The organism is Roseburia hominis A2-183 (genome assembly GCF_000225345.1).
Lineage (GTDB): Bacteria > Bacillota > Clostridia > Lachnospirales > Lachnospiraceae > Roseburia > Roseburia hominis.
The window spans coordinates 1,037,501-1,055,240 of record NC_015977.1 but is presented as its reverse complement, the minus strand read 5'-3'; the positions used below and the strand labels follow the sequence as shown (position 1 = coordinate 1,055,240).

Here is a 17,740-nt window from a genome sequence, read left to right as displayed (position 1 = left end):
GTCCTATACGTTATTGTCTAATATACTTCGGCTTATTTTAACATATCTAATTACAAACGTGCAAGTATAACGCACAAAAAGAATCGCAGTCCATGGAAACATGAACTGCGATCCTTCTATGCATTACACAATCTGCTGATCGGACTGATTATTTGTACAGCTCTACCAGTCTCTGTAAGTGCTCGTAACGAGCCTTTGCAGCTTCCTCGGAAGCCTTGAACAGTCTTTCTGCTCTCTCCGGGAATGCTCTGGTCAGACGGCTGTAACGTGTCTCGTTGTTCAGGAAATCCTGATAAGAACCGTCGCCCGGCTTGGATGTCAGAGTGAACGGATTCTTGCCCTCTGCCTTGAGCTGCGGATTGAAGGAGAAGAGGTTCCAGTAACCTGCTGCTACTGCTTTCTTCATCTCATCCTGGCAGTGGTTCATACCACCCTTTACACCGTGCAGCTCACATGGAGCGTAACCGATGATCAGAGACGGTCCGTTGTAAGCCTCAGCCTCAGCGATAACCTTGACAGCCTGAGCCATGTTTGCACCGAGAGCGATCTGTGCTACATATACATAACCGTAGCTCATAGCGATCTCTGCAAGGCTCTTCTTGCCAACTTCCTTACCAGAAGCTGCGAACTGGCAAACCTCACCGATGTTGGAAGCCTTGGAAGCCTGACCACCTGTATTGGAGTACATCTCGGTATCGAATACCATAACGTTTACGTTCTCACCGGAAGCAAGTACGTGATCCAGACCGCCGAATCCGATATCGTATGCCCAACCGTCACCACCGAAGATCCATACGGACTTCTTAGCGAGGTAATCTTTCTTCTCAACTGCAGCCTTTGCATCCGGGCATCCGGCTGCTGCTGCCTTCTCTAACTCTGCTACAAGAGCTGCTGCTGCAGGAGTATTTGCCTTTGTATCGTTCTTTGTCTCAACGAACTTGTCAAATGCTGCCTTTAACTCAGCGCTTGCCTTGTCAGATGTTGCGCACTTCTCTGCAGAAGCGATTGCCTGCTCACGAAGTACCTTCTGACCGATTTCCATACCAAGACCATGCTCAGCGTTATCCTCGAATAAGGAGTTTGCCCATGCCGGTCCCTTCTTGGAATCTTTGTTTACCGTATATGGTGATGTAGCTGCCGGACCACCCCAGATAGAGGAACATCCGGTTGCGTTACTGATGTACATATGCTCACCGAACAGCTGTGTGATCAGACGAGCGTAAGATGTCTCAGCACATCCTGCACAGGAACCAGAGAACTCAAGCAGCGGCTGGTTGAACTGGGATCCCTTTACAGTGTTGTCTGCCGGCATGCCAGGCTTCTTGCCTACGTTTGCTACCAGGTAATCGAATACCGGCTGCTCTTCTGCCTGAGACTCCTGCGGAACCATCTCGATTGCGCCTACCGGGCAGACAGTGATACACTCACCGCATCCCATACAGTCTAACGGAGATACGCTCATGGTGTACTTGTACTCGCTTGCCTTCGGCTTTGTATCTGCAAGCTTGATGTTGGAAGGAGCTGCCTTCACCTCATCCTCGCTCAGCATGAACGGACGAATGGTTGCATGAGAACATACAAATGCACACTGGTTACACTGGATACACTTCTCAGCATTCCATGTCGGAACGGTTACGGCTGTACCACGCTTCTCATATGCAGCAGCGCCAAGCTCGAACTGTCCGTCCGGGTTCTCCTTGAATGCGGATACCGGAAGGGAATCGCCATCCATTAAGGAGATCGGCTCCATTAAGTCTCTTACCATCTTAACAGTCTTCGGAAGACCCTTAAGCTCTGCAGGAGCTGCGTCTGCCTCCGGATTCTTCCAGGAAGCCGGAACCTCTACCTTATGTACTGCGTCTACACCGGCATCAATTGCCTTGTAGTTCATCTCTACAACTGCGTCGCCCTTCTTACCGTAGGACTTCTTAGCTGCAGCTTTCATGAACTCTACTGCCTGATCGATCGGCATAACGTTTGCAAGTTTGAAGAATGCAGACTGTAAGATCGTGTTGGTACGCTTGCCCATACCAATCTCGATTGCCTTGTCGATTGCGTTGATTGTATATAACTGAATGTTGTTCTCTGCGATGTACTTCTTCGCATCTGCATTCAGATGATGAGCTAACTCTTCATCAGACCACTGGCAGTTGATCATGAATACTCCGCCCGGCTTAACGTCCTGAACCATCTTGAATCCCTTGGTTACATAAGACGGGTTATGACATGCAACGAAGTCTGCCTGGTTGATGTAGTACGGGCTTCTGATTGGCTTGTCACCGAATCTTAAGTGGGAAATGGTAACACCACCGGTCTTCTTGGAGTCATACTGGAAGTATGCCTGGATGTACTTGTCTGTGTGGTCACCGATGATCTTGGTGGAGTTCTTGTTCGCACCAACAGTACCATCACCGCCGAGACCCCAGAACTTACACTCTACAGTACCTTCTGCAGATGTGATCGGAGCCGGCTTAACCTCTGGTAAGCTTAAGTTCGTAACATCATCTACGATACCGATTGTGAAACGAGCCTTCGGAGCATCTTTCTCCAGCTCTTTGTATACAGCGAATACACTTGAAGGAGGTGTATCCTTGGAACCTAATCCGTAACGTCCGCCTGTCAGGACAACAGTGTCGAGACCAGCCTCACGGAGTGTGGTTGCAACATCAAGGTATAACGGATCACCAAGTGCACCCGGCTCCTTTGTTCTGTCAAGAACAGCAACCTTCTTAGCTGTCTTAGGAAGAGCCTTTAAAAATGCCTCTGATACCCACGGACGATACAGACGAACCTTTACAAGTCCGACCTTCTCACCCTTAGCGGTTAAGTAGTCGATTACCTCTTCAGCTACGTCGTTGATGGAACCCATAGCTACGATAACGCGCTCTGCGTCCGGTGCTCCGTAGTAGTTGAACAGATCATAGTTTGTGCCAAGCTTCTCGTTGACTTTCTTCATGTACTTCTCAACGATTGCCGGGAGTTCATTGTAAGCTGTGTTGCAAGCCTCACGATGCTGGAAGAAAACATCTCCGTTCTCGTGGGAACCACGCATAGCCGGATGCTCCGGATTCAGTGCATGTGCACGGAACTCTGCAACTGCATCCATGTTGCACATCTCTTTGAGATCTGCATAATCCCACTTCTCGATCTTCTGGATCTCATGGGAAGTACGGAATCCGTCGAAGAAGTTGATGAACGGAACCTTACCCTCGATTGTAGCAAGATGAGCTACCGGGCTTAAGTCCATAACTTCCTGCGGGTTGGTCTCGCACAGCATAGCGAAACCGGTCTGACGACAGGCGTAAACATCGCTGTGATCACCAAAAATATTTAAAGACTGGGTAGCTACGGTACGCGCGGATACGTCGAATACACAAGGAAGCTGCTCGCCTGCGATTTTGTACATGTTCGGGATCATAAGTAACAGACCCTGAGATGCTGTAAAGGTTGTGGTCAGCGCACCTGCTGCAAGGGAACCGTGTACGGCACCTGCTGCACCTGCCTCAGACTCCATCTCTACGACTTTGACCTGATTGCCAAAAATATTCTCCTGTCCTGCTGCAGACCACTGATCTACGGTATCTGCCATCGGGCTGGAAGGTGTAATTGGGTAAATAGCTGCAACATCTGTAAACGCATAAGCTACGTGAGCTGCCGCTGTATTACCGTCCATTGACTGTTTTGCTCTGGACATTATTATTCCTCCTTAAATTAAAATAGAGTGTCATATTCCGACTTAAGACTAATTTTAGCATTTAATTTGTCGATTGTAAAGGTTTCAGACTGTACGAAAACGTGTGCAATCTACATTTGTCATGTTCTGTTTGTCCCTGGTCAGATATACTTTTTTTCAAACTCCTCCAGGGGCAGCGGGCGGTCAAAATAATAGCCCTGACCGTAGTTAAAACCGCACTCCATCAAAAACGTCCGCTGCTGCTCCTCCTCGATTCCCTCAAAAATCACCTCCTCCTTTGCCGACTGGATGAACTGCCCCATCTGATAGACAAAAGCACTCTGTCCGTTCTGGTGGATTTTGTCGGTAAAGCTCTTGTCGATCTTCACTACATTCGCCGGGATTTCCAACAGCACGCTCAGCGACGAGTAGCCGGTTCCAAAATCATCGATGGCGATGCGGTAGCCGAGTTTGCCAAGTCTGGTAAGACACGCCTTTAAGCTGTCTAACTTCTCCACAATCACACTCTCCGTCACCTCGATCTCTATGTAGCACGGATCAATCCCGTACCGCTGCAGGGTATTCTGCAGGCGTTCGATAAAATCGTCGCCGCCGTTCTCAAAATTTCTCCTGGAAAAATTGGTGGAGATCGTAAACAGTTCTCTTCCGGAATCCCTCCAGCGGCGCATTGCCCGAAGCAGCTGTTCCAGAATATAAAAATCCAGATCCACGATATAGCCTATATTTTCCAGTGCAGGGATAAACCGTGCGGGAGACAGAATCTCGCCGGATTCCAGACGCCAGCGTGCAAGCGCCTCGGCGCCGTAGACCCGCTCCTCGCGGAGCAGGAACTTCGGCTGTAAATATACCTCGAACTCGCCCCGCTGCAGTGCCGCGTAAAATCTTCCGGTAATCCGGATTCCCTCATCACGTTTTTTCCTCATGTCATCCCGGTAAACGACCGCTCCCACATTCTGCTCCTTGGCAAGCTTTCGTGCCAGATTGGCTCCCTCCAGTATCTTCTCAAACGTCTCTTCCCCGTCATCGATAAAGCAGATTCCAGCCGAAAGCTGCATGGCTCCCGCCGGATAGCGGATCTTTAACTGTTCGCCAAACATCTGATCCTCTCTCTCCACAAGCCCCAGAATGTTCTTTTTGTCCGTTCCTCTGACCAACTCAATGAAATAATCCGAATACATTCTACAGGCCTCCACGACATGGGACTCGCTGCGGATTAACGCTGCAAGCTCCTGCAGAATACTGTCGCCGGCCTCCTGTCCATAATTTTCATTTACATAGGCAAAGTTGTTCACGTCCAGATTTACCAGCGCGTACACCATGTTCTCATCCTGCGCAAGCCCACCGCTCTTTAATTTTTTCCGGATCAGCCTGCGGAATGTGTCCAGATTATACAGTTCCGTCAGCATATCCTGATTCTGCAGATGCCGTATCTCTGCCTGGTCATCGCTCTGCCTGCTGCGAAGGGAGACAAATACAGCAACCACCCGCGCGAGTTCACTGAGCATCCCTGCTTCCTCTTTGGAAAATCCCTCTGCACTGCTGCTTCCCACACACAGGCAGCCACTTCTGTTACCGGAAAATTCAAACTTTACATTTCCACAGTTTTTGATGGAAGTTCCATGATATTTCTCCGCCCCCAACTGGGGAACCTCCGTTAATATATCTTCCGTTGGCGTCGAGACAAAACGCCCGATTTCCGCCTCCCGGAACACTGTAACCGATTGTGGGAATACCTGTTGTTCCACCCGGCTGCCATCCCGGTTCCAGTAATTCATCAACACCATTTCCTGCTGTTCTTCCCGGTACTCAAACACCATGGCAAAGCCCAGCCCGTATTTTTTCCCAATCTGTTCGATCAGCACGTTCAAAGATCCGTTGATATCTTTCGCATGCGAGAGAAGGCTGAACGCAAAATTCAGGAACTCTTTATCCACCTTCTGCCCGCTTTCCGGAGCATATTCAATCCTGTCGCGCCTGCGCTCCCGCTCTGCTCCCTCTTGCTGCTTTTTGCCCGCAAACGAATAGTGGTCTTTTCCTTCCCGCTTCGTGGCATACATCGCCCGGTCAGCCATCGCAAACAGGGTCTCATAATCTCTTCCATCCTCGCCGTATACTGCCATGCCGATGCTGAGCGTCACCTCAACGATGGCGTCGTCGCCGATCAGCTTTTTTCTGGCTTCCCGGCCCAGCGCCGCGGCGCACGCTTCTGCCTCCTTTGGAGCCACATCCCGCATCAGCGCCAGAAATTCATCTCCTCCGACTCTTGCGGTGACATCTGTCTCCTGAAACTGGCTTTGCAGCACGCCGGCAATATCAGTAATTACCGTATCTCCGACGGTATGCCCGAATGTATCGTTGATCCGCTTAAAATTATCAATATCGATCAGGAACAGCACATGCTGTTTTTCCGGCTCACTTTTTAAAATCCGTTCTACCTCTCCGGATGCCGCCACCTTATTATAAAGCCTTGTCAGCGGGTCGCGCTTCGCCTCCTCCGACAGTTCCTCCTGAATCCTGCGGTCGGAGCTGACATCGTAGCTGCGTCCGATGATGCGGATAATCTGTCCGTTGTCCCCGACAATGCTCCGGTAAATCGTCCGGTACCACACATATACAGGTTCCTCCCCGGCAGCCGCCACATTCATCCGGTAATCAATACTTCCTGTCCGCACATCCCTGCTGGCTGCCTCCAGCACCCTGGCATACGCGGCACGATCCTCCTCGCAGATATCCGCGAGCATCTCCTCATAATCCATATATCTGCGCCCTGCCGTTCCCGGCTGCCCGTTCCCGCGATATTTGCGCGGCACCCTGAAACGCCGCTGTGCAACGTCGTACTCTAGCGGGAATTCATCGGTGACCTCTTCTAACATGCTGTACTGCTCCTCCATCAGGCGCAGTTCTTCCTCCAGATTCTTCCGCTTGTCTATGTTCCAGCTTGCCAGGATATAGTAAGGTACCGCGTCCCGGTAATAATACAGTCTGCACCGCATCAGTTCCCAGCAGACGCCGCCGCTCTTCGTACGGATGCGCAGTTCAATCTCCTCCGTGGTTCTTAGTTCCCGGCACACTTCGATGGCATCCTCGAACACACCGGTATCGTCCCGGTACAAATACTCCACAAACGGCGTATTTCCGGTCAGTTCCTCCCTGTCATACCCCTCTGCATGCAAAAATTCCCGGTTCACCATCTCAATATACAGCTCATTCCCGCCGCGGACTACCGCTATTCCGACCGGCATCTTGCCGATCAGATCTTTTCTCTGCCCCCGCTCCATGTCTATTGTATTTATTTGCGTATCCCCATACTCCATAAAATCAATCTCCTGAGATGCAATTTCCTCTGTCATACTTAAGATAACTCCGATTGCCTTCCCGTACATTATATCAAATTTTTAACGAAATCCAAACAATTTGTCACAGCGTGAAAGCCCTTTTTAATAAGAAGTTCCGGTTGCATTTCTCCGTATTTTTTAGTATGATACGAATTGGTGCAATAAAAGCAGGTGATTTACAAGAAAAGTTAGGAGAACATAAATATGATCAGTACAAGCAACATCACTTTACGAATCGGAAAAAAAGCTCTCTTTGAAGATGTCAACATCAAATTCACAGAGGGCTGCTGCTACGGTCTGATCGGTGCAAACGGCGCCGGAAAATCTACGTTCCTCAAGATTCTGTCCGGCCAGCTTGAACCGACGAGCGGAGAAGTCATCATCACGCCGGGTCAGCGTCTTTCCTTTTTGCAGCAGGATCATTTTAAATATGACGAGTACACGGTACTCGATACCGTTATCATGGGCAACAAGCGTCTCTACGATATCATGAAGGAAAAAGACGCGATCTACATGAAAGAGGATTTCACGGACGAGGACGGTATCCGCGCCAGTGAGCTTGAAGCCGAGTTCGCAGATATGGACGGCTGGAATGCTGAATCCGATGCAGCCACCATGTTAAACGGTCTTGGCATCCCGACGGAGGATCACTACACGCTCATGGCGGATATGCCAAGTGCCTTAAAGGTCAAGGTTCTCCTTGCACAGGCGCTCTTCGGCAACCCGGACATTCTTCTTTTGGATGAGCCGACCAACCATCTGGATCTCGATGCGATCAGCTGGTTAGAAGAATTCTTAATCAACTTTGAGAACACGGTCATCGTTGTTTCCCACGACCGCTACTTCTTAAACAAAGTCTGCACAAACATTGCAGATATCGACTACGGAAAGATCCAGCTCTACGCCGGCAACTATGATTTCTGGTATGAGTCCAGCCAGCTTCTCGTAAAGCAGATGAAGGAAGCCAACAAGAAAAAAGAGGAGAAGATCAAGGAGCTGCAGGAATTCATCTCCCGTTTCTCCGCGAATGCTTCCAAATCCAAGCAGGCGACTTCCAGAAAGCGTGCCCTGGAAAAGATTCAGCTCGACGAAATCCGTCCGTCCAGCCGTAAATACCCGTATATCGATTTCCGTCCGAACCGTGAGATCGGCAATGAAGTTCTGACCGTCGAAGGCATTACCAAGACCATCGACGGCGTCAAGGTGCTCGACAATGTCTCCTTTATCGTCGGACATGACGACAAGATCGCGTTTGTCGGAAGCAACGAGCTGGCAAAGACAACGCTCTTTAAGATTCTTGCCGGTGAGATGGAGCCGGATTCCGGCACCTACAAGTGGGGCGTGACGACCAGCCAGTCCTACTTCCCGAAGGATAACACCGAGATCTTTGATACCGATCTTCTGATCGTTGACTGGCTGACACAGTTCTCCGAGATCAAGGATGCAACCTATGTCCGCGGTTTCCTCGGACGTATGCTGTTCGCCGGAGATGACGGTACCAAGAAAATGCGTGTCCTCTCCGGTGGAGAAAAAGTACGTGTCCTGCTTTCCCGCATGATGATTATGGGAAGCAACGTGCTGATCTTAGATGAACCGACCGACCATCTGGATATGGAGTCCATCACCGCATTAAACAACGGACTCATCAAGTTCCCGGGCGTTATTCTTTTTGCCTCCCGTGACCATCAGGTTGTCCAGACCACAGCGAACCGTATCATCGAGTTCCTGCCGGACGGCACCTTTGTCGACAAGGTATCCACCTACGACGAATACCTCGAGAATGATGAGATGGCAAGAAAACGTCAGGTATACTCCATGTCATCGGATGACGAGGGCGATAACTAAGACCCGGTCTTTTTTACAAAATCACACGGGAGCGCTGTGTCAGGAAAAATCTCCGGCATAGCGCTCCCGTTTTCTGTTCTTCTAAATTCTGTTTTCACTCCCGCCGATTCCGCGATCCTGTTCTCCGGCGCCCCTACGCTTCCTTAGGCTTCCGGTACTCTGCCTCCCGCATACCGAGCGCAAACGCTCCCATAATACCCGGATTTTCTCCAAGTGCCGGCGGCACGAGGTAGGTATCGATCTCCTTTAAGATTTTCTCATTGGAAATATACCCGCCCAGCAGTTCCTGCACTTTCGTGCGCACCATTGAAAAGAGCTGGCTCTGGTGCATAATTCCGCCCCACAGCACAATCTTCTGCGGAGAATACGTCAGAACATAATTTGCAACCGCCTCCGCGAGATAGAACGCCTCCATCTCCCAGACATCCTCCCGGTCCGCCAGTTCCTTTGCCGGTCTGCCCCAGCGCGCCTCCACCGCCGGACCGCTTGCAAGCCCTTCCAGACAGTTGGCATGGTACGGGCATTTTCCGGCGTAGGTGTCTTTCGGGTGACGCTGCAGAAGAAGATGTCCTGCCTCCGGGTGCACCAGCCCGTGCATGAGCGCCCCGTTACAGTAGACGCCCACGCCAACGCCGGTGCCGACGGTAATATAGATTGCCGTGTCGCAGTCTTTTGCGGCTCCCCAGGTAACTTCGCCAAGCACCGCCGCATTCACGTCCGTATCAAATCCGACCGGGACGCCGAGCGCCCGTGTAAAAGTTCCCACCATATCGACATTCTGCCATTCCAGCTTCGGCGTGCTGGTAATATATCCATAGGTCGGGGACGCACGGTGCAGATCCACCGGTCCGAAACACCCGATTCCGAGTGACGAGATTCCTTTTCCCTCAAAAAACGCAGCCATGCGCGGCAGGGTAATCTTGGGCTTCTCTGTGGGAATCGTCACACGCTCTGTGATTGTGACCTGATTTTCTCCCGGCTGTCCTTTGTCTGTCTGCACTTCCCCGATCGCGCACACCATCTTGGTGCCGCCCGCTTCTATTCCACCAATCCGCATCCTTCTCTTCCTCCCTTTTCTTATATATACCACTTCGGAGTTCTCTCCGCCAGTCATATTTCAAAGAACCGGAATATTTAAGAGACAGCAGCCCTCCCGGATGAATTAGAAAATTCTCCGCACCGCCAGCACGCTGCGGTAGGTTACCGGAGAAGTCAGCGTAATGCCTGTCTTTTCATTGCTCGCATGAATCAGTGTGTTATTGCCCGCATAGATGCCGACGTGGCCGCTATAGCAGACAATGTCGCCCGGCTGGATTTCCGACAGGCTGACGGCATATCCCACACTCCGCTGTTCCGACGATGTGCGCGGCAGATTGATTCCAAATGCCGCATACACGCCCTTGACAAATCCGGAGCAGTCGGTTCCGTTTGTCAGGCTGTTGCCGCCGTATACATAAGGGTTTCCCAGAAACTGTCTCGCGTAATCGACCACCGCCTGACCGTTGGAGGAAGCCGTCTGCGCACTTTGCCCCGCACTGCTTCCGGAACCGCTTCCCGCGCTGCCTCCGGAACTGCTTCCCGCGCTGCTTCCGGAACTGCTTCCCGCACTGCTGCCCGCGCCGGATTTTTTCACCTCCTGTTTTTCTGCCGCTTTGCGGGCTGCTTCCTGTTCTGCTGCCGCACGTGCCGCCTCCGCCTCTCTGGCTTTGCGCGCTTCCTCCGCCGCACGGGCTGCCGCCTGCCGTTCTGCTTCCTCTCTGGCAAGCCGCGCCTCTTCCTCCGCTTTTGACTCTGCATGAATGTACTCTGTGGACAGCGTCACATAATCCAGTGCCACATAACCGTCACCGTCCGCGGTGGACACTTTCGCCCAGCCTTCCGTCGACTCGTCGGTTACCACAACGTCATCGCCGTCCGGCAGCATGGTAAGCACCTTCGCCTCGGTTGTCGGCTCCGTCCGCACGAACAGGGTCGTCGTTGTGACGGTCGCCAGGCGCGTTCCCACACTTCTGGCAAGCTCCTCATCCCCCACGACCACATATTCCGCCTTGACATATCCGTTCACATTTCCGGACGTAATCCGGTACCACCCGTCCTCCGTCGTCTCCAGCACAGTGGCTGCGGATTTGTCGTAAAGTTTTCCAAGAATTTCACTCTCCGTATCCGGTTCCTGCCGCACGTTGACATAGTGATTCACCTGCGCCACTGCAATATCCGCAAACTCTGACGCGGTCTGCGGAAGTTCATTTTCCGCAATCTCCGCCGTCTCCCACGCTTCCTCTGCCACCATCTCCGGTTCCATCATCCGCGCCACAGCCGCGTTACTTTGCAGTTCCTCCACAACATCCGCCGTCTGCGCCTGCACTCCTCCCGCTTCCTTAAGCACCTGTGCCAGCGTCTGTGTCACGCCCGCCACCGGCACCTCACGTTTTTCCTGTCCTGCCTGCACCATTCCATAGCTTCCCAGTGTGACGGCTCCCGCCAGCAGAAGCGCCAGTATTGTCATTCTTTTCTTCATTATGTAGAATCCTCCCGATTTATTCCATATGCTTCCATATTGTTACTTATTTGTTACAAAAATATTTCATTTCTGCAACAACCGTATTGTAACAAAGGAACCACATGGAATCTACAGGGAACTCTTTCCATTTTTCGCTCTCTTTTGTCCGGTCTGCCGCTTTGTCCCGCAACGCAAAAGGAACCCAAAGGTTCTTTCGTCCCTGCGGGTTCCCTTCGTATTTTCCTTCCGGTTTAACCTAAACTTCCTTACTAATAGCAGAAGCTGTGTCCGCCGATCTTTTGGTCCAGTCTCGGCGTCAACGGTTCCGTAGAAAAATATAACGTATCATTTCTTAATATATGTGTATTTCCATTCAATACCTCATGAATCGAAGTGTATTCCTTCTCCGTGGGGTTTGCCCGCTCTCTGTTCTTCCAGGAACAGAACTGCGTCGGGTTTCCCTGACTGAGCACGTCATACAAGGTATCTGGATATTTTTCGGAAGCCATCCGGTTAAAAACTACCTCGACCACGGCTTCCTGCCCTTCTGTCGGCTCGCCCTGCGATTCCAGCCAGACGATTTTTGCCAACAAATCTATCTCCTCCTGCGTCAATGTGATATTCCAGCGGTTCTCTGCACCGGCCGTCGTCTCTGCCGTCGCAGGCTTGCTCTCTGCCGCCTCCGGCGCCTCTGCTTCCTCCGATGCTGCCTGTACTTTGGCTTCCGGCGTCTCTGCTTTCTCCGATGCTGCCTGTACTTCTTGTGCCGCATCGGACGGTGCCGCACTTGCTACCATTGTTCTGGGGTTCTTTGTGATTCCTGTCGCTTCATCTGATTCTGTCGTAAATGAATATCCGGATAAAACACGGCACACACCCGCAACCGGAACCTCAGTTCCGTCTGCCGCAGAAATTACATACGCGCTGCTGATCTCTTCTCTGCTCTCCCGTATCGTGTTCTTCTCCTCAATGTTGGCCGCAACCATAAGACAAATGCATAAAGTGCACAGCATTGTCACGTCCAATATTTTTCTGTTCATTTTGCTCCTTTCCTCAAGAATGATACTCTGTGAGCTGCTCTCGCACTCGTTGTTTCATCATACTAGATTCTTCCCAAAAGTCAAATTTCCCATTCACAAAATTCCAGAAAATTTTTCTTTACATTTTCCCAGAAATGCGGCAAAAGCGTGTTCTGTCGTATCCAATACTTCCGAGGAATGCTTTGATGTGTTAAAATAGAACTGCTCAAACTCACAAAAAAAACATCCCGAAACGGGATGTTTTCTATATTCCTTCCAATATTCCTGCGCGGTTTCTGCTGTCGCAAATCCCGCCATTTTTGTACCTTTTCCGGCACAATCTTCCTCGGCTACCGTGTGAGAAACAGTTCTTCAAACACCGGGATTTTGTGTTCCGGATCCGCCTGAAAGATCGCAACATGCGCATCGTCTGTGCTCCTGTCGGCAAATGCCGGATATAAAAACCCGCAGACCGGCCGCCCCGGCTCGTACTCTCCCACCAACGGAGCGACTGCACCGATCAGATATTCATATACCTCCTCCGACTCCCCCTGCCGCTCCTTGTCCGATGCCTTTACCGGCACATCATAGCGGTCGTGAAAGACCAGAATCGCATACGGCTCCCTGCTACGGTACCGGGCACCCACAAGCTCATAAAACGTGTACAGCAGCGCATCATTTTTCAGTCCGCACTCGCGCATTCCGTACAACAACTGGCGCATTTTCCTCTGTTCTGCGCCATCCCCGAATGCGTAGCTGCGCAGGTTTACATTGGTTGCTGCAAACGGAACCGCTTTGGCAATCGCCAGATTTTTCTCCTTTTCCGCCGCAGACAGATTGAGAAAGTTCACATTAAAACTCTCATCGATCTCTCCGTCCGGCTCCATATAGCCGCCTGCCACACGCGTAAAGGAAGTACGGCTGGGCGTCATTCTGCGTGTCAGCTCCAGCATATCTTCTCTGTTTATCATAATTTCTCCCGTCCCGTGTTTTTATGATAACATTTCATTGCCGGCACATCCATGCTTGTCTTCACCACACTTATGTTCCGCGCAGGAATGCTCATGCTCATGATGAGAACATCTCACATCGGGATTGTAATCTAATTTTCCTGCAAGATAAGCTTCTACCGCTTCATCTGCCGCACCGGACACTCCACCATACAGCTTTATGCCGGCAGTTGCAAGTGCGCTTTGCGCACCGCCTCCGATTCCGCCACAGATCAGCACATCCGCACCCGCCTCCGTCAAAAATCCGGCAAGTGCCCCGTGTCCCTGTCCATTTGTGTCGACAATCTGGGATCTTACCACCTGGCTATTCTCAATATCATATAATTTAAACTGTTCCGTGTGTCCAAAGTGCTGAAATATTTCTCCATTTTCATAGGTAACTGCAATTCTCATCCGATCTGTTTCCTTTCTTTGAATATCATCTTTTCCGACGGACGTTGAGGTGCGCCTGCATATTTTATTGCAACAAAACAGGGCCGTTCCATCACACAATCGATAATTCCCGCCTGAAATCTCCAGTGTCTTTCCGTTTACGATGCTGTCCGCCATTTTATATCTGGCTGACTCATAAATTTCGGTCACTGTTGTGCGGGCAATCCCCATCTGCTTCGCACATTGTTCGTGCGTACACTTCTCAAGGTCTACAAGACGAATCGTTTCATACTCATCCATCGTCATAATGACTTTTTCCCTTGCCGGAACACCATTCGGGCAAAAATTATCATATGCCGCTTCCATACAGATTCTTCTTGCTTTTGTCGGTCGTGCCATCTTTTCTCCTCATGCCTATTTCCGTCATATGTCAAAAACTATTATACCGCAATTTTCCTTTTTTCACAACTCCCTATGAAAATTGATATACTGACCGTCTGCCGCCATCACAATGCGATCCCGTTTACAATCTGTAAGAATATGTAAAACGCCCGTATTGTGATCCCGCCTTTGCATATACTATCCTGTAGGAGGTGAGATCATGATCGCCTGGTTTCTTTATCTGATCTTAACTGTAAAAAAAGATTCTTCGGCTCAGAATTGAGCCGGCTGTTTCATCGTAGGATACAAATAGAAAAATATAACGGGAAAAAGATTCTTACAGAAGGGAAAAGAAAGGATATGATATAACATGAAATGCAGCACAGCATGAAAAAAACACCGAATTTACGGTGTTTTTAGAGCAGGGGATGAGAGAATCGAACTCCCACCAAAGGTTTTGGAGACCCCTATCATACCATTTGACCAATCCCCTATATTTATAAAAATGACGTATCAGATACGTCATTTATTATCTTACTAGATATCTCACAAAAAATCAATGGTATATTGTACCTTCAAAACTTCATACAGAAATCATCCAACAAACTTTTTGGTCAAGCCCTCGATCGATTAGTAACAGTCAGCTCCACACGTTACCGTGCTTCCACCTCTGCCCTATCTACCTTGTAGTCTTCAAGGGATCTTACTCACTTATGTGAGGGATATCTCATCTTGAGGGGGGCTTCACGCTTAGATGCCTTCAGCGTTTATCCCTTCCGGACTTGGCTACTCTGCCATGCCGTTGGTCGACAGCAGATACACCAGTGGTCCGTCCATCCCGGTCCTCTCGTACTAAGGACAGCTCCTCTCAAATATCCTCCGCCCGCGCCGGATAGGGACCGAACTGTCTCACGACGTTCTGAACCCAGCTCGCGTACCGCTTTAATGGGCGAACAGCCCAACCCTTGGGACCTGCTACAGCCCCAGGATGCGATGAGCCGACATCGAGGTGCCAAACCACTCCGTCGATGTGAACTCTTGGGAGTGATAAGCCTGTTATCCCCAGGGTAGCTTTTATCCGTTGAGCGATGGCAATCCCACTTTATGCCACCGGATCACTAAGTCCTAGTTTCCTACCTGCTCCACCCGTCGGTGTCGCAGTCAAGCTCCCTTCTGCCTTTGCACTCTTCAAATGGTTTCCAACCATTCTGAGGGAACCTTTGAGCGCCTCCGATACCCTTTCGGAGGCGACCGCCCCAGTCAAACTCCCCGCCTGGCATTGTCCCACCGCCGGATCACGGCGGCTGGTTAGAAATCCAATACTGCAAGGGTGGTATCCCAACAGCGACTCCCTTGAAACTGGCGTCCCAAGTTCTTAGTCTCCCACCTATCCTGTACATGCAGTACCGAATCCCAGTACCAAACTGGAGTAAAGCTCCATGGGGTCTTTCCGTCCTGGCGCGGGTAACCAGCATCTTCACTGGTACTTCAATTTCACCGGATGCATTGTCGAGACAGTGCTCAAATCATTACGCCTTTCGTGCGGGTCGGAACTTACCCGACAAGGAATTTCGCTACCTTAGGACCGTTATAGTTACGGCCGCCGTTTACTGGGGCTTAAATTCAAAGCTTCGCTTGCGCTAACCTCTCCTCTTAACCTTCCAGCACCGGGCAGGCGTCAGCCCATATACTTCACCTTTCGGTTTCGCATAGACCTGTGTTTTTGCTAAACAGTTGCTTGAGCCTATTCTCTGCGGCCTGCGTTAGCAGGCACCCCTTCTCCCGAAGTTACGGGGTCATTTTGCCGAGTTCCTTAACAATGCTTCTTCCGCCGGCCTTAGGATTCTCTCCTCATCCACCTGTGTCGGTTTACGGTACGGGCACACATGAAACAATAGCGGCTTTTCTCGGCACATGGCTCACACGCTTCGCTACTCTAATTCGCTCCACATCACGTCTTCGGATTGCCTGGCGGATTTGCCAACCAGACTCCTTCTCCGCTTGTACCGGTATTTCCATTCCCGGCTCGTGCTCTCCACATGCGTCCCCACAGTTCTGTTCATATGTGGTACAGGAATCTAAACCTGTTGTCCATCGGATACGTCTTTCGACCTCTCCTTAGGCCCCGACTTACCCAGAGCAGATCAGCTTTACTCTGGAAACCTTGGATATTCGGCCGAGAGGATTCTCACCTCTCTCTCGCTACTCATTCCGGCATTCTCTCTTCTTATCCCTCCACTGCTCCTTCCGGTACAGCTTCGTCGGTCTTAAGAATGCTCCTCTACCAATCACTTACGTGATTCCACAGCTTCGGTGTTGTGTTTTAGCCCCGGACATTTTCGGCGCAGGACCTCTCGACTAGTGAGCTGTTACGCACTCTTTGAATGTGTGGCTGCTTCTGAGCCAACATCCTAGTTGTCTTTGAAATCCCACATCCTTTTCCACTTAACACACACTTTGGGACCTTAGCTGGTGGTCTGGGCTCTTTCCCTTTTGACTGCCCAACTTATCTCGTGCAGTCTGACTCCCATTCATCATCTACATGGCATTCGGAGTTTGATATTCTTTGGTAAGCTTTGACGCCCCCGCGGAAATTCAGTGCTCTACCTCCATAAGACTAAAATGAGGCTAGCCCTAAAGCTATTTCGAGGAGAACCAGCTATCTCCGGGTTCGATTGGAATTTCTCCCCTACCCACACCTCATCGCCACCCTTTTCAACGGATGTGCGTTCGGTCCTCCATTGCCTTTTACGGCAACTTCAACCTGGACATGGGTAGATCACCCGGTTTCGGGTCTACGGATACTGACTTGACGCCCTATTCAGACTTGGTTTCCCTTCGGCTCCACACCTTAAGTGCTTAACCTTGCCGGTACCCGTAACTCGCCGGACCGTTCTACAAAAAGTACGCGGTTGTGCATATAAAGCACTTCCACAGCTTGTAAACACAGGGTTTCAGGTTCTCTTTCACTCCCCTCCCGGGGTCCTTTTCACCTTTCCTTCACAGTACTATGCGCTATCGGTCACTAAGGAGTATTTAGGCTTACGGGGTGGTCCCCGCTCATTCCATCAAGGTTTCTCGTGTCTCGATGTACTCTGGATTCCGCCATGTCATCTTTCCTTTCGCTTACGGGGCTTTCACCCTCTCTGGCAGGCTTTCCCAAAACCTTTCTGCTAGGATTGACGAATCAATTATGCGGTCCGAACCCCGGAATGCACGCATTCCGGTTTGGCCTCTTTCCATTTCGCTCGCCGCTACTTTGGAAATCGATGTTTCTTTCTCTTCCTCCGGCTACTTAGATGTTTCAGTTCACCGGGTTCCCCTCCATACGTTATGGATTGGCGTATGGATACATGAGGTATGCTCATGTGGGTTTCCCCATTCAGACATCTACGGATCAAAGGATATTTGCTCCTCCCCGTAGCTTTTCGCAGCTTATCACGTCTTTCATCGGCTCTTAGTGCCAAGGCATCCACCCTGCGCTCTTTTTTGCTTGACCTCGTTTACAGTTTCTATAGCGTTAGAAACTGGGTCTTTGCGTTTAATAACGCGGATCGAATTGCTTCGATCTTGAACTTTCGTTC

General features: G+C 50.6%; 9 protein-coding genes, 1 tRNA gene and 1 rRNA gene. 1 reads left to right on the top strand and 10 read right to left on the bottom strand.

Annotation, left to right across the window (positions count from 1 at the left end; all coding sequences use genetic code 11):
• Positions 1-148: 148 nt before the first annotated feature.
• A complete protein-coding gene (nifJ, locus tag RHOM_RS04755) occupies positions 149-3,694 on the bottom strand; it encodes a pyruvate:ferredoxin (flavodoxin) oxidoreductase (protein ID WP_014079132.1) in 3,546 nt (1,181 codons plus the stop codon).
• 140 nt (positions 3,695-3,834) lie between these two features.
• Positions 3,835-7,044 (bottom strand): bifunctional diguanylate cyclase/phosphodiesterase, encoded by a 3,210-nt coding sequence (locus tag RHOM_RS04750; RefSeq protein ID WP_014079131.1) that lies wholly within the window; start codon positions 7,042-7,044, stop codon positions 3,835-3,837.
• A 189-nt stretch (positions 7,045-7,233) separates the two neighbouring features.
• Between RHOM_RS04750 and RHOM_RS04745 the strand changes: the two genes are divergently transcribed.
• Complete coding sequence (locus RHOM_RS04745; RefSeq protein ID WP_014079130.1) at positions 7,234-8,874, top strand: ABC-F family ATP-binding cassette domain-containing protein; 1,641 nt, start codon at positions 7,234-7,236, stop codon at positions 8,872-8,874.
• A 133-nt stretch (positions 8,875-9,007) separates the two neighbouring features.
• Here the strand turns inward: RHOM_RS04745 and RHOM_RS04740 are convergent, their stop codons facing one another.
• The 8 genes from RHOM_RS04740 to RHOM_RS04705 form a co-directional block, all read right to left on the bottom strand.
• A complete protein-coding gene (locus tag RHOM_RS04740) occupies positions 9,008-9,931 on the bottom strand; it encodes an ROK family protein (RefSeq protein WP_014079129.1) in 924 nt (307 codons plus the stop codon).
• A 105-nt stretch (positions 9,932-10,036) separates the two neighbouring features.
• On the bottom strand, positions 10,037-11,392 hold the full coding sequence (locus tag RHOM_RS04735) for a C40 family peptidase (protein ID WP_014079128.1): 1,356 nt from the start codon (positions 11,390-11,392) through the stop codon (positions 10,037-10,039).
• Positions 11,393-11,643: 251 nt separating this feature from the next.
• The gene (locus RHOM_RS04730) at positions 11,644-12,414 is read right to left on the bottom strand and encodes a cell wall hydrolase (protein WP_014079127.1); all 771 of its coding nucleotides are present in this window, start codon (positions 12,412-12,414) and stop codon (positions 11,644-11,646) included.
• Positions 12,415-12,507: 93 nt separating this feature from the next.
• The gene (locus RHOM_RS04725; RefSeq protein ID WP_014079126.1) at positions 12,508-12,711 is read right to left on the bottom strand and encodes a hypothetical protein; all 204 of its coding nucleotides are present in this window, start codon (positions 12,709-12,711) and stop codon (positions 12,508-12,510) included.
• 32 nt (positions 12,712-12,743) lie between these two features.
• A complete protein-coding gene (locus RHOM_RS04720; RefSeq protein WP_014079125.1) occupies positions 12,744-13,364 on the bottom strand; it encodes a DUF4317 family protein in 621 nt (206 codons plus the stop codon).
• Between the two features lie 21 nt (positions 13,365-13,385).
• Positions 13,386-14,174, bottom strand: a complete 789-nt coding sequence (locus tag RHOM_RS04715; protein WP_014079124.1) for a DUF134 domain-containing protein — start codon at positions 14,172-14,174, stop codon at positions 13,386-13,388.
• Positions 14,175-14,578: 404 nt separating this feature from the next.
• A tRNA-Trp gene (locus tag RHOM_RS04710) sits at positions 14,579-14,649 on the bottom strand.
• A gap of 117 nt (positions 14,650-14,766) precedes the next feature.
• Positions 14,767-17,655: ribosomal RNA gene (locus RHOM_RS04705) — 23S ribosomal RNA — on the bottom strand.
• Between the last annotated feature and the right edge of the window lie 85 nt (positions 17,656-17,740).